The sequence below is a fragment of the Rhodopseudomonas sp. BAL398 genome, assembly GCF_033001325.1.
In the GTDB taxonomy this organism is placed as follows: domain Bacteria; phylum Pseudomonadota; class Alphaproteobacteria; order Rhizobiales; family Xanthobacteraceae; genus JARJEH01.
In genome coordinates, this window is sequence record NZ_CP133111.1 from 3,893,855 (window position 1) to 3,906,308 (window position 12,454).

General features: G+C 65.1%; 10 protein-coding genes. 2 read left to right on the top strand and 8 right to left on the bottom strand.

Annotated elements, in window-relative coordinates; all coding sequences use genetic code 11:
- Positions 1–234: 234 nt before the first annotated feature.
- The 5 genes from pstS to RBJ75_RS18355 all read right to left on the bottom strand — a co-directional run bounded on the left by pstS (position 235) and on the right by RBJ75_RS18355 (position 5,774).
- The gene (pstS, locus tag RBJ75_RS18335; protein WP_044404045.1) at positions 235–1,245 is read right to left on the bottom strand and encodes a phosphate ABC transporter substrate-binding protein PstS; all 1,011 of its coding nucleotides are present in this window, start codon (positions 1,243–1,245) and stop codon (positions 235–237) included.
- 134 nt (positions 1,246–1,379) lie between these two features.
- Positions 1,380–2,684: an ATP-binding protein gene (locus RBJ75_RS18340; RefSeq protein WP_276156563.1), complete on the bottom strand. Its 1,305-nt coding sequence runs from the start codon at positions 2,682–2,684 to the stop codon at positions 1,380–1,382.
- A 55-nt stretch (positions 2,685–2,739) separates the two neighbouring features.
- Positions 2,740–3,774 (bottom strand): lysylphosphatidylglycerol synthase domain-containing protein, encoded by a 1,035-nt coding sequence (locus RBJ75_RS18345; protein WP_044414743.1) that lies wholly within the window; start codon positions 3,772–3,774, stop codon positions 2,740–2,742.
- A 306-nt stretch (positions 3,775–4,080) separates the two neighbouring features.
- Positions 4,081–4,377 (bottom strand): hypothetical protein, encoded by a 297-nt coding sequence (locus RBJ75_RS18350; protein WP_044414745.1) that lies wholly within the window; start codon positions 4,375–4,377, stop codon positions 4,081–4,083.
- Between the two features lie 2 nt (positions 4,378–4,379).
- Positions 4,380–5,774 (bottom strand): OmpA family protein, encoded by a 1,395-nt coding sequence (locus RBJ75_RS18355; protein ID WP_044414747.1) that lies wholly within the window; start codon positions 5,772–5,774, stop codon positions 4,380–4,382.
- 154 nt (positions 5,775–5,928) lie between these two features.
- On the opposite strand from RBJ75_RS18355, the gene RBJ75_RS18360 reads away from it, so the two are divergent.
- Together RBJ75_RS18360 and RBJ75_RS18365 are read left to right on the top strand one after the other, a co-directional pair.
- The gene (locus tag RBJ75_RS18360) at positions 5,929–6,987 is read left to right on the top strand and encodes a polysaccharide deacetylase family protein (protein ID WP_044414749.1); all 1,059 of its coding nucleotides are present in this window, start codon (positions 5,929–5,931) and stop codon (positions 6,985–6,987) included.
- 143 nt (positions 6,988–7,130) lie between these two features.
- Positions 7,131–7,937, top strand: a complete 807-nt coding sequence (locus RBJ75_RS18365) for an SDR family oxidoreductase (protein WP_044414751.1) — start codon at positions 7,131–7,133, stop codon at positions 7,935–7,937.
- A gap of 130 nt (positions 7,938–8,067) precedes the next feature.
- Here RBJ75_RS18365 and boxB read toward each other — a convergent pair whose 3' ends face one another.
- The 3 genes from boxB to RBJ75_RS18380 all read right to left on the bottom strand — a co-directional run bounded on the left by boxB (position 8,068) and on the right by RBJ75_RS18380 (position 12,292).
- A complete protein-coding gene (boxB, locus tag RBJ75_RS18370) occupies positions 8,068–9,504 on the bottom strand; it encodes a benzoyl-CoA 2,3-epoxidase subunit BoxB (RefSeq protein ID WP_044414757.1) in 1,437 nt (478 codons plus the stop codon).
- A gap of 188 nt (positions 9,505–9,692) precedes the next feature.
- Positions 9,693–11,381 carry a 2,3-epoxybenzoyl-CoA dihydrolase gene (gene boxC / locus RBJ75_RS18375; protein ID WP_044414753.1) on the bottom strand — a complete coding sequence of 563 codons (1,689 nt, stop codon included), beginning with the start codon at positions 11,379–11,381 and terminating at the stop codon, positions 9,693–9,695.
- A gap of 77 nt (positions 11,382–11,458) precedes the next feature.
- On the bottom strand, positions 11,459–12,292 hold the full coding sequence (locus RBJ75_RS18380; RefSeq protein ID WP_044414759.1) for an alpha/beta fold hydrolase: 834 nt from the start codon (positions 12,290–12,292) through the stop codon (positions 11,459–11,461).
- Positions 12,293–12,454 lie beyond the last annotated feature (162 nt).

Here is a 12,454-nt window from a genome sequence, read left to right on the forward strand (position 1 = left end):
AAGGTCTCGATTGAATCAGATTGGGCGATCGGTCGCCTGGCAACGCGGCTTGGCGCGACGCAGGCCGGTGGATCCACATTGTCGCTTAGGGGTGCGCCTTGGTCGCCAAGGGGGCGCACCTTGCAGCGCGGACCCGGAATCCGATTTCGCGTCGAGGCGATGGGGATTCCGGGGGTCGCCTGTGTCGTTCGCGACCCAACCCGGGATCGCGAACGCCGTGGAGCTCAGGATGGCTCAGCTCTTGATGTCAGCCGACCAGGTCTTTTCGATCAGCTTGACCACCGGCTCCGGCATCGGGATGTAGTCGAGCGACTCGGCCATCTTGTCGCCCTTCGCGTAAGCCCACTTGAAGAATTTGAGGGCTTCGGAGGAGGCAGCCTTGTCGACCGGCTCCTTGTGCATCAGGATGAAGGTCGCGGCGGTGATCGGCCAGGAGGCCTCGCCCGGCTGGTTGGTCAGGATCAGGTAATAACCCGGAGCCTTGGACCATTCGGCATTCGCCGCTGCGGACTGGAACGCAGCCGTGGTGGGTTGCACGGTCTTGCCGGTGCTGTTGACCATCGCGGCGTAGGTCAGCTTGCTCTGCTTGGCATAGGCATACTCGACATAACCGATCGAGTTCTTGGCCTGGCTGATATTGCCGGCAACGCCTTCATTGCCCTTGGCGCCAACGCCGACCGGCCATTCGACCGCGGTGCCTTCACCGACCTTGGACTTCCAATCGGGGCTGACCTTCGACAGATAGTTGGTGAAGTTGAAGGTGGTGCCCGAACCGTCCGAACGACGCACGACGGTGATCGCGGTCGACGGCAGCTTGACCTTCGGGTTCAGCTTCTTGATCGCGGCATCATCCCATTTGGTGATCTTGCCGAGATAGATGTTGGCGAGGGTTTCGCCGTCGAACACCATTTCACCCGGCTTGATGCCTTCGAGGTTCACGACCGGAACGATCGCGCCCATCACCATCGGCCATTGCACCAGGCCGTCCTTCTCGAGCTGCTCGGGCTTCAGCGGCATGTCGGTGGCGCCGAAGGTCACGGTCTTGGCCAGGATCTGCTTGATGCCCGCGCCCGAGCCGATCGACTGATAATTCAGGCCGTTGCCGGTCTCTTTCTTATAGGCGTCGGCCCACTTGGAATAGACCGGATAGGGGAAGGTCGCGCCGGCACCGGTGATGTCGGCGGCAAATGCCGACGTCGAAGCGGCGACGACGCCGACCGCGACGATTGCCTTGATGAAATTCATGAAAGGTCTCTCCATCTGTAAGCGAAGCGCTGTTCGCGCCCGACTGCGCTTACGAAGCCCCCTTTAGGGGCGGACGGTTGACCTTTTATGAGGGTTTGATGACAGTCGTGTGAATGCACCAAGCGATTGAAAAATCAGATCTTTTCGGCTTGTACCTGGGGCTTCGCCGAGGGAAAAACGGCCGTGAAAGTCGCGCCTTTTTTCGGCACGCTTTCGATCAAAAGCCGGCCCCGATGGCGGTTAACGATATGTTTCACAAGCGACAATCCCAGCCCGGTGCCGCCCTGGGCGCGGCTGTCGCCGACATCGACCCGGTAGAACCGCTCGGTCAGCCGCGGCAGGTGTTCGGGCGCGATGCCGGGGCCGAAATCGCGCACCATGACGCGATATTCGGGCAGCCCTTCGGACGACACCGCCGCCGTCACGGCGACCACCACCCGGCCGCCGGAAGCGCCGTATTTCAACCCGTTCTCGACCAGGTTCTCGAACAGCCGCAGCAATTCCTCGCGGTCGCCGGCGACCGTCGCGGCGGCCTCGGGCAGCTCGATCTCGATCACGACATGGCGTTCCTTGGCCAGTGGCTCCAGCCCGTCGACCACCTGCTGGATCAGCGGCGCGAGATCGACCAGCACGTCGGGCCGGACATGGGCGGACAATTCGACCCGCGACAGCGACAACAGATCGTCGATCAGCCGCGCCATCCGCGTCGCCTGGATGTGCATGATGCCGAGAAAGCGCTCGCGCGCCTTGGCGTCGTCCTTGGCGGGGCCCTGCAGCGTGTCGATGAAGCCCGACAGCGCCGCCAGCGGCGTGCGCAATTCATGGCTGGCATTGGCGACGAAATCGGCGCGCATTTCCTCGACCCGGCGCAGCGGGGTCTGGTCGTGGAAGGTCATCAGCATGCACTGGTCGGTCCCGCCGAACGCGGTCGGCACCTGCACCGGGGCGATGATCAGCTCCATCCAGCGATCCACCGGCACGTGGTCCAGATAGGTGGCGCGCCGGGGTTCGGCGGTGGCGATGGCTTCGCGCAGCGCGGTGACGATTTCCGGCGTCCGCAGCGCGAATTGCGCCAGCTCGTTGCTGCGCAGCGCCGGCGCCAGCTGCGCCGCGGCGGCGTTGAGATGGATCACCCGGCCGGCGCGGTCGAGCAGCACCGCGGGGTCGGGCATGCCGCCGACAATGGCGCGCACCACCGGCGTCTCCACCGGATTGGTCCCGGGCTTGTCGTCGGTGGCGGCCGCCACGTCGTGCAGCCGCCATGGCACCAGCGCGGCGGCGGCGATGCAGGCGAACGCCGCGGCGGCGGCGACCAGCGACAATTCGCCATAGGCGACCAGTGCGGCCAGCGCCAGGCCGGCCGCCAGCAGGATGATGGCGGCGTGCCGCAACCGATCCGGCCACGGCGAGAACATCGAAGCGGGAGCGTGTGTTGTCATCGGGACCAGCTCTCTGCCTGCGGGGGCGGGCTCGTCGGACATCGGAATTGTCATCCTAACCCGGCGAGGGATCTTCGCGGACCGGCTTTGGATCGAGCACCACCGCCAGCCGGCGCAGCCGCTTGGTCCGGGCGCCGAGGATGATTTCCCGCACCGCCAGAATGACCACCGAGACGACGAAAGGCACCAGATAATACAGGATGCGGAACAGCAGCATGCCGGCGAGCAGCTCTTCCTTGTCCATCTGCCACAGGCCGACCAGCATCGCGGCATCGAACACGCCGAGCCCGCCGGGCGAATGGCTGGCGAAGCCGAGCAGGGTCGCGGAGACGAAGATCACCGCCACCACCACGAAACCGAGATTGGGATGGTCCGGCACCAGCACATACATCGCCAGCGCGCAGAATCCGAGATCGACGATCCCGATCAGGATCTGCAGCAGCGTCAGCGGCCCTCCCGGCAGCACGACCGTCCAGCTGCCGCGGCCGACATTGCGCGGGCGGATCCAGACCCAGGCCACATAGCTCAGCAGCCCCGCGATGATGCCGAGCGCGATGAGGCGATTGAGCCATGGCGGCAGCTGATCGATCGAGGCTGCCGCCTCCGGATGATAGGCGATGCCCAGGCCGAGGACCGCGGCATTGCCGAGCCAGAAGGTCAGCCCGGCCAGAAAGCAGATCTTGGCGACGTCGATCCCGTCCAGCCCCCAGGCCGAATAGATCCGGTAGCGCACCGCGCCGCCGGTGAACACGCTGGCGCCGACATTGTGCCCGATCGAATAGCTGGTGAAGGCGGCCAGCGCGTTGATCCGGTAGGGAATCTCGCAGCGACCGATCGCCCGCACTGCGAACAGGTCGTAGAACGTCAGGGTGAAATAGCCGGCGCAGACGAACAGAGCCGCCAGCGCGACCGAGCGCGGCTCGATCTTCTTCATCGCCTCGACCACCTCGTGGACGTCGATGCCGCGCAGCATATGGATCAGCACGTAACACGCGACGGCGATCACCGCGACGCTCAACGCAACACCCATTTTATGCAGGATTTGCCTTTTGCGCAGAAACACCATCGTTCTGCGTATTGCTTCCAGCATCTAGACCTCGAATGCGCTTTCCGCCAACTGAGACGCTTAAAGGAACATTAAGACAGCAGCTTGTTCCAAACCGTGGTAGCGCGTTTTGTATCGCAGTGGAATTCGGTCGATCGCCACATCTTGCCCCCAAGTGATTGACCGAGGCTTGATCGACATCAGCCTGCACAGATTTGCTGCATCGCGGCTGCTGCGTTGCGGAGCAACGCGACGGTCCGCGACGCCGAGCGCAAGACACCGTGTCGACGAACCCGCATAGAACCCGCCTCGAAGAACCGCATCCAAGCTGCCGCACCCGCGGCACCGATCTCAGGCGGCCTGCTCCTGTCGGGAGATCACCCAGTGGCGCAGCCACGATCCGACCGCGCATCCCACCACATAGGCCGCGATCATGACCAAGCCAAGGTCAAGCCAATAGCCGGCCCGGCCCGGAACCAGCCCCGCCAGCGCCAGGGCGATCAGCGCGGCGAGCAATCCCGTCAGCCACAGCGAGGTGCGTTTTGACACGCCATTGCCCCGATGTACCACGGCGATCCATCCGAACGCGAATCCGTACAGAGCCGATCCGACCAGCCAACCCCAATAGAATGTCACCAGATCGACCATCGTCACCTCACCAGAAATTCAATGCGGCGATTCTGCGCCTTGCCTTGGTCGGTGTCATTGCTGGCGATCGGCATGGCGCTGCCGAAGCCGACCGGCTTGAAGCGATCCGGCGGCAATCCGGCGTGGACCAGATAGTCGGTCACCGCCTGGGCGCGCTTCTCGGACAGGGCCTGATTGAATTCGGCGTCGCCCACGCTGTCGGTGTGGCCGCCGATCTCGATCGTCGCGGTCGGACACCGCATCGCGGTCTCGATCAGCCGGTCGAGCAGCCCGGCGGAGTCCGGATCGATCCTGGCGCTTCCGGATTCGAACAGGATCGTGCCCTGGCGCAGCAGGTCGGCGAATAATTGCTGGCAGACGGTGGGATCGACCGGCGCGGCTAGCGGCTTCACCGAAATCTGCGCCTCGACCTGCCAGTCCCGCGGCAGCGCCTTGCTTAGCTCGCCGCGGATCTGGCCCGCCGCGGCCTCGTACAACGCATCGCCCGACAGCTTCACCACGCTGTCGGACACCGACAGCGTCCCGGTCGACAGCCGCGACAGCGCGCCCAGCGCCGGCACCACCGCCTTGGCGAAGCCCTGCGGCGCGCCGACGCTGGCTTTCAGATTATCGACCACTTTTGCGTCGAAGAATTTGCGCTCGGCGGCGGCGACCAGCGCGGCGTGAACGGAATTGTCCGGCACATAGCCGCTCAGCGTCAGCGTGCCGGCCACCGGGTCCTTGTTGGCCGCGAACACGTAAGGCGGCGCCTTGACGCCGTTGGCGCCGACCCAATAGCCCTCCGGCAGGTTCTTCAGCGCCGCGGAGATCGCCTCGCGCCCGCCCAGCCCGCGTGCCATCCCCGACAGCGTCACTTCGGTATTGGTCAGGGTGATCCTGCCGGTTTTCAGTTTGGCGATCTGATCGATCAGCAGCAGCACGGCGGCATCGAATCGCAACGGCGCGCCGCGCGCCAGGTTGATCCGGTCGACCACTTCGACGCCGTTCACGGCGTTGCGGGCGGCATCGAGCAGCCGGGCCTTGCTGGCCGGCAGCGGCGCGCTGCCGCCGAGCGTGATCCTGACGACGTCGCGCTCGATGGTCCAGATGAACGGCTTGGCCTCGGGCACCAGGCTGGTCTGATCATTGACCAGCCGCACCCCGGGGACGCTCTCGACCGCCGCCACCGCGCTGCGCCGGCCCTCTTCGGAGAATGCCTCGGCCGCAAAGCTGACGTCGCGGCCGGCGACCTCGATGGCGACCTTGTCGAGCACGGTGTCGTGCAGCGAGCTCCGCGCCCGCGCCGCGAGATCGGCCTCGAGCGGGGGCGTCGTCGTCCAGGCCGCGATCGCCCAGAGGATTGCCAGCGGCACCAAACCGGGCCACCATTTGACGCTCGCTCTCCAGAATTCGCGCATTCGACATCCCGCCGGTCCAGAACCAGAGAGAAATCAAACCGTTGCAGCACTGTCAAACTCAATTACGGAAATCGCCAAGTCGACGCAGCGCAATAACCGTTTGTTCAATGATGGGGGCTAAGATTGTTAACGAAATTAACCAGTCGGCTGTTCGATGAAGCAATTTCGCCATAATGTGATCCGCGCTGGCCTCGAGGCGCTCTATTTTTCCGGGGCTCATCATGTGCTGCGACCGATCCTCTCCGGGGTCGGCACCATTTTCATGCTGCATCATGTGCGGCCGGCCCGCGATGATGCATTCCAGCCCAACCACCATCTCGAGGTGACGCCGGATTTCCTCCGCACCACGCTGAATTACCTGCGCAGCCAGAATATCGACATCGTCCCGATGGACGAACTGCACCGTCGCCTGGTCGAGCAGGATTTCTCCCGGCGCTTTGCCTGCATCACCCTGGACGACGGCTATCGCGACAACCGGGACTTCGCACTGCCGGTGCTCGAGGAATTCGACGCGCCGTTCACCGTCTATGCCGCCAGCGATTTCGCCGAGGGCCGCGGCCGGCTGTGGTGGATCACGCTGGAGCGGCTGATCGCCGGGGCCGACCGCATCGAGGCCGAGATCGGCGGCATCGAGGCGCGGCTCGAGACCGACACGGCTGCGGCCAAGCAAGCGGCATTCGACGGCCTGCATGACCAGCTGCGGGCTTTGCCCGGCGAGCGGGATCTGTGCGCGGCGATGACCGCGCTGTGCGCCCGCAACGGCGTCGACGAAACCGAGGTCGGCCGCGAGCTCTGCCTGGCGTGGAACGAGCTGCGACGCTTCGCCGGCCATCGGCTGGTGACGATCGGCGCCCACAGCATCAGCCATTGCCTGCTCGCCAAGCAGAGCGAGGCGGTCGCCGCGCGCGAGCTCGCGCTCGGCCGCGCCCGGATCGAAGCCGAATTGGGCCGCCCGATCACCCATCTCGCCTATCCCTATGGCGATTGCAGCTCGGCCGGTCCGCGCGAATTCGCCCTGGCGCGTGCCGCCGGCTTCAAGACCGCGGTGACGACGCGACCCGGCATGATCTTTCCCGAATTCGCCGACCATCTCACCGCGCTGCCGCGCATCTCGCTGAACGGCAATTTCCAGGATAGCCGCGTCCTGCCGGTGCTGAACTCCGGCGCCGCCACCGCGGTGTGGAACGGCTTTCGCCGCGTCAACGCTGCGTAAGATTAGCCGATCGGATTCCCGTCGCCGGATCAAACGAAGCGCAATCCGGGCTGTGACCAACCCTGTAGTGCTTGCCGCTATCCGGCTTCCTTGACTCGTCCCGCCCGCCGTCTCAAACATCCGGCAAATCAATGGGAGGACGCATGTTCAAGAATCTGTTTTCGCTGCAGGGCCGCATCGCCCTGGTGACCGGCGGCTCGCGCGGCATCGGCAAGATGATCGCGGCCGGTTTCCTCGCCCAGGGCGCCGCCCGGGTCTACATCACCGCGCGCAAGGCCGGGCCCTGCGAGGCCACCGCCAAGGAACTGACGGCGGAATATGCCGGCGAATGCATCGCGCTGCCGATCGATATCTCGACCATGACGGGCATCGAGATGCTGGCCGCCGAGATCATCAAGCGCGAGCCCAAGCTCGACATTCTGGTCAACAATGCCGGCGCTGCCTGGGGCGCGCCGTTCGACGAGTTTCCCGAAAGCGGCTGGGACAAGGTGATGAACCTCAACGTCAAGACGCCGTTCTTCCTCACCAAGGCGCTGGCCGGCCCGCTGCGCGCCGCAGCCACAGCCGAGCGCCCCGGCAAGGTGATCAACATCGCCTCGATCGACGGCATCTTCGTCAATCCGATGGAGACCTATTCCTATGCGGCCAGCAAATCCGGACTGATCCACCTGACCCGGCGAATGGCCGTGAAGCTGATCCAGGATCACATCGTGGTCACCGCGATCGCGCCGGGCCCGTTCTCCTCCGACATGAACAAGGCCGCGCGTGACAATGCCGATAGCGTGGCGACGCGTGTGCCGGCCGGCCGGATCGGCACCGACGAGGACATGGCGGGCGCTGCGATCTATCTGGCCTCGCGCGCCGGCGACTACGTGGTCGGCGCCACCATCGCGGTCGACGGCGGCATCGTCTACGCCAACCCCGGCATCAAGGGCGACGGCTGGGATTGAGCGCGGCGACCGGGGCGCACGTCATCAGCGCGGCGCACAGCGCCCCCACCCCAACCCTCCCCCGCAAGCGGGGGAGGGGTGGGGTGGGGGCGACGCCCGGCAGTGAGCCTATTGGCCCAACGCCGAAGGCTCAGGTCTCGATCTTCACATATTCGAAATCGCCGGGCTTGTTGTCGATGCCGACCTTCGGGGCCGAGATCCAGGACGCGTAGGCGCCGGGGTCGCTGACCGGGTTCATCAGGCTGGCGATAAAATCGCCATCCTCCACCGAGGGCAGCCAGTCGGTCTGGCGCGCCGCCCAGGTGGCGTCGTCGATCAGCACGCCGTCGGGCGTGGCGTGGACGTCCTTGAACTCGCCGATCTGGCGATGGAACGCGACATTCGGCAGCGTCAGCTTGTAGTCATAGCCGGCGGTCGCGATCACCTTGTTCCAGCGCAGCATGCCCTTGACGCAGTCCTGGGTGTAGTCGTCGCGCAGCCGCATGTTGAGCGCGGTCAGCGCCGGCTCGTCGACCCGCTTGATCACGCCGTCGACCAGCTTCAGCACCGGATAGGTGTCGTTATTGAGCCGATGGTCGTCCTGAATTTGCGTCTCGTGATAGCGGCCCTTGATGCCGAAATTGAAGGCGTTGGCGGCGTTGGTCGAGACTTCCGAGCCGAACAGGTCGAGCGACAGCGTGTAGTGCAGATTGAGCTTCTTCTGCATCGTCGGCAGGTCGATGACGCCGAGCGCGCGCACCCGGGCGATGTCGGTCGGATCGTCGATGCCGGCTTCGCGCATCGCCTCGCAGGTGCGCTGGATCACGCGGCTGATGCCGGTCTCGCCGACGAACATGTGGTGGGCTTCCTCGGTCAGCATGAAGCGGCAGGTGCGCGACAAGGGATCGAAGCCGGATTGCGCCAGCGAGTGCAACTGCATCTTGCCGTCGCGGTCGGTGAAGTAAGTGAACATGAAGAACGACAGCCAGTCCGGCGTCGCCTCGTTGAAGGCGCCGAGCATGCGCGGCGCATCGGCGTCGCCGGAGCGGCGGCGCAGCAGCCCGTCGGCCTCCTCGCGGCCGTCGCGGCCGAAGTACTTCTGCAGCAGATACACCATCGCCCACAGATGGCGGCCTTCCTCGACATTGACCTGGAACAGATTGCGCAGATCGTACAACGACGGCGCGGTCTTGCCGAGATGGCGCTGCTGCTCCACCGAGGCCGGCTCGGTGTCGCCCTGGATCACGATCAGCCGGCGCAGCATCGCGCGATATTCGCCGGGCACTTCCTGCCAGGCCGGTTCGCCGAAATGTTCACCGAACGGAATCGTGCGGTTCTCCTCCTGCGGCGCCAGCAGAATGCCCCAGCGATAGTCCGGCATCTTGACGTAGTCGAATTTGGCCCAGCCGCGCGGATCGACCGAATAGGCGGTGCGCAGATAGACCAGCGATTGCTGGAAGCCATCCGGCCCCATGTCGTTCCACCAGTCGATGTATCCGGGGTGCCAGCCCTCCAGCGCCTTCAGCACCTGGCGGTCGTCGCCGAGATTGACGTTGTTGGGGATCTTGGTCGAGTAGTCGACATTCATGATGTTCATGGCCGCGCTCCCGGTTCGTCTTGTTTGCGTCTGTCTGAGTGCCACCCCGTCGTCGGGGCCGTCATTGCGAGCGAAGCGAAGCAATCCAGGGCGTCGTGTACGGGGCTACTGGATTGCTTCGTCGCTTCGCTCCTCGCAATGACGAATTGAAGCGACTGTTGGTAACAACGCTCGCGGGCTCACACCCGCGTCATGTCGAATTGCGCCTTCTGGCCGGTGCCGTAGCGGCGCAGCGCGCCGTTTTCGCCGACCGCGTTGGGGCGCTGGAAGATCCAGTTCTGCCAGGCGGTGAGCCGCGAGAAGATCTTCGACTCCATGGTCTCGGGTCCGGCAAAGCGCAGATTGGCCTCCATCCCGGTGAGGCTGTCGGGCGAGAACGAGGCGCGTTCCTCGAGAAACACCCTCACCTCATCGTCCCAATCGATATCGTCCAGCGCGAAGGTGACGAGGCCGAGCGCTTCGGCCGCCTCGGCGTCGAGCGCCGTGCCGATTTGCTGCTGGGCGCGCGTCACGTCGTCGGGATCGGCCTGAAACCGCGACTGCAGCCGGGTCAGGCCGTGGCTCATCGGATAGGGGCCGAAATTCATCGCGCTCAGCTGCAGCGCCGGCGGCGCGCGGTTGTCGCCCTGGCGCGAGCCGATCAGCATGTAGGAGCGGTCGGCGGCGAACACCAATTCGGCCAGCGTGCCGGCAAAGCACGAGCCAGGCTCGACCAGCGTGACCAACGTGCGCGATGTGACGTCGATCCGCTTCAAGACGCGCTTCCAGTAATGCCGGATCTCGTTGACCAGCCAATGGCCCTTGTTGGCCTCGAGAAAATCGTCATAGGCCAGCACCAATTCGGCGTCGCCATGCGACTTGAACACCAGCATCGCGGTGTCGAGTTCGTTGATGCGCAGATGCAGGATGGCGTCGTCGAGTTCGCGCGCGACCTGCAGCGGCCAGAACCTGGCGCCCTGTGCGATCAGGCCGTCGATGTCGGCCGGCGGCGCGGCCTCCGGCGCATTGATCGTAATCGTGGCGATGCGCGCGGCGCGGTCGAGATCGACGCTGACGAAACCATAGCGAATGCTGTCATCGCCGATGCTGCGGGTCAGCGGCGACAGCGTAATGCCGGGGCCGGCGGCGTCGCGCTTTGAGCCGGCGGCGAAAGCGCCGGCGCGTTCGGTGACCGCGGCCTCCAATTTGCTGTTCGGCACGATCTCGTCAACCAGCCGCCACTGCACCGCGCGCTTGCCCTTGATGCCTTCCTCGATGGTGCAGAAGAAATCGGCGTGGTCGCGGCGCACCTTGCGCTTGTCGACCACCCGGGTCAGCCCGCCGGTGCCGGGCAGCACCGCCAGCAGCGGCACTTCGGGCAGCGAAACCGAGGCCGAGCCGTCATCCGCCATGATGATGTGGTCGGTCGCCAGCGCCAGCTCATAGCCGCCGCCGGCCGCGGTGCCGTTGACCACACTGATGAAGCGTTGCCCGGAATGCTCCGAGGAATCCTCAAAGCCGTTGCGGGTCTCATTGGTGAATTTGCAGAAATTGACCTTGTGGGCGTGGGTGGCGCCGGCCAGCATGCGGATATTGGCGCCGGCGCAGAACACCCGGTTCTTGCCCGAGCGCAGCAGCACCACCTTGACCTGCGGATGCTCGAAGCGCAGCCGCTGCACCGCGTCGGCGAGCTCGATATCGACGCCGAGATCGTAGGAATTCAGCTTGAGCTGATAGCCCTCGAACAGCCCGCCATTCTCGTCGACATCCATCGTCAGGGTCGCGACCGCGCCCTCGACATTGAGCGACCAGTGCCGGTAGCGCGACGGATCGGTCTGGAAGTCGATCCATTTGGCACCGTTGGCGAGCACGCGATCCTCACCGGCCATGATTCATCCCTCGGGTTGTTTTGAGAATATGAATAATAATGCATGTTTTCGCGCTGTCCAGCGCTAAATGTGCCAGATCATGCATTTTGGTTCATGTTAGAGTGGGCTACCGCCTCGCCATGCCCTTGCAGGATGCGGTTGGTGAAATCGGCGACACAGCGCAGCGTCGCCTCGGCGGCCTCGCGATGCGGCGAATGCGCGGCGCCCGGGATCATCGTCGCCTCGACCGGGCAGTAGCAGACCTCCTGGGCGATCTCGATCTGCAGCATGGTGCCGTAATGATCGTCTTCGCCCTGCAGGATCGCCACCGGCACCCGGATATAGGCGAGGAAATCCGAAATATCCCAAGCCCGGAATTTCGGATCGAGCCAGGCCCCGTTCCAGCCATAAAAGGCGTTGTCGACGTCGCGGTGCCAGCGCTTGAGCCTGCCGCGCAACTCGCCGCTCTCATAGGCCTGCTTGATGTCGACGATCGACGACACCGAAATCTCCTCGACCACGAAATGCGGCGCGATCATTACCACGCCGCGAATCCGGTGGTCCTGCACGCCGCCGGCATAGATCGCCGCGATCGAGCCGCCGTCGGAATGACCGATCAACAACCCGCGCCGAAACCCGATCGCATCGAGCACGCGCGGCAGCACCTTGAGCGCCTCGACATGCATATAGTCGAGCGGTCGCGGCAGCGACACCGAGCTCGACGCGCCATAGCCGGCGCGCGAATAGGCGAACACGCCGCAGCCGGTAGCGGCGGCGAGCCGGTCCGGAAACTCGCCCCACAACCCGGCCGACCCCAACCCCTCATGCAGCAGCACCAACGTCGGCGCGTCGGCGGGCAACGGCCCGACCATGCGATATTCAAGCCGCGCGGCGCCGATCTCGAGAAAGCCGGAGGGGGCGAGCGCAGTCATCGCCGCATCCACCCCGTCGTCTTGGAATCGGCGCGAGCGCCGCGCCTCTTCTCCCTCCCCCTTGCGGGGAGGGTGGCCCGGCGAAGCCGGGTCGGGTGGGGGGAGCCGCAAGCGCGGTGCCCGCCGCACCCCCACCCCGGCCTCCACGTGCTAACAGCGCTA

Bases quoted from the DNA above. Each gene is read 5' to 3' on its own strand.
- boxC (WP_044414753.1), bottom strand. From the start codon at position 11,381: ATGGCCGGTGAGGATCGCGTGCTCGCCAACGGTGCCAAATGGATCGAC.
- RBJ75_RS18350 (WP_044414745.1), bottom strand. From the start codon at position 4,377: ATGGTCGATCTGGTGACATTCTATTGGGGTTGGCTGGTCGGATCGGCT.
- RBJ75_RS18365 (WP_044414751.1), top strand. From the start codon at position 7,131: ATGTTCAAGAATCTGTTTTCGCTGCAGGGCCGCATCGCCCTGGTGACC.
- RBJ75_RS18380 (WP_044414759.1), bottom strand. From the start codon at position 12,292: ATGACTGCGCTCGCCCCCTCCGGCTTTCTCGAGATCGGCGCCGCGCGG.
- RBJ75_RS18340 (WP_276156563.1), bottom strand. From the start codon at position 2,684: ATGACAACACACGCTCCCGCTTCGATGTTCTCGCCGTGGCCGGATCGG.
- RBJ75_RS18345 (WP_044414743.1), bottom strand. From the start codon at position 3,774: ATGCTGGAAGCAATACGCAGAACGATGGTGTTTCTGCGCAAAAGGCAA.
- RBJ75_RS18355 (WP_044414747.1), bottom strand. From the start codon at position 5,774: ATGCGCGAATTCTGGAGAGCGAGCGTCAAATGGTGGCCCGGTTTGGTG.
- RBJ75_RS18360 (WP_044414749.1), top strand. From the start codon at position 5,929: ATGAAGCAATTTCGCCATAATGTGATCCGCGCTGGCCTCGAGGCGCTC.
- boxB (WP_044414757.1), bottom strand. From the start codon at position 9,504: ATGAATGTCGACTACTCGACCAAGATCCCCAACAACGTCAATCTCGGC.
- pstS (WP_044404045.1), bottom strand. From the start codon at position 1,245: ATGAATTTCATCAAGGCAATCGTCGCGGTCGGCGTCGTCGCCGCTTCG.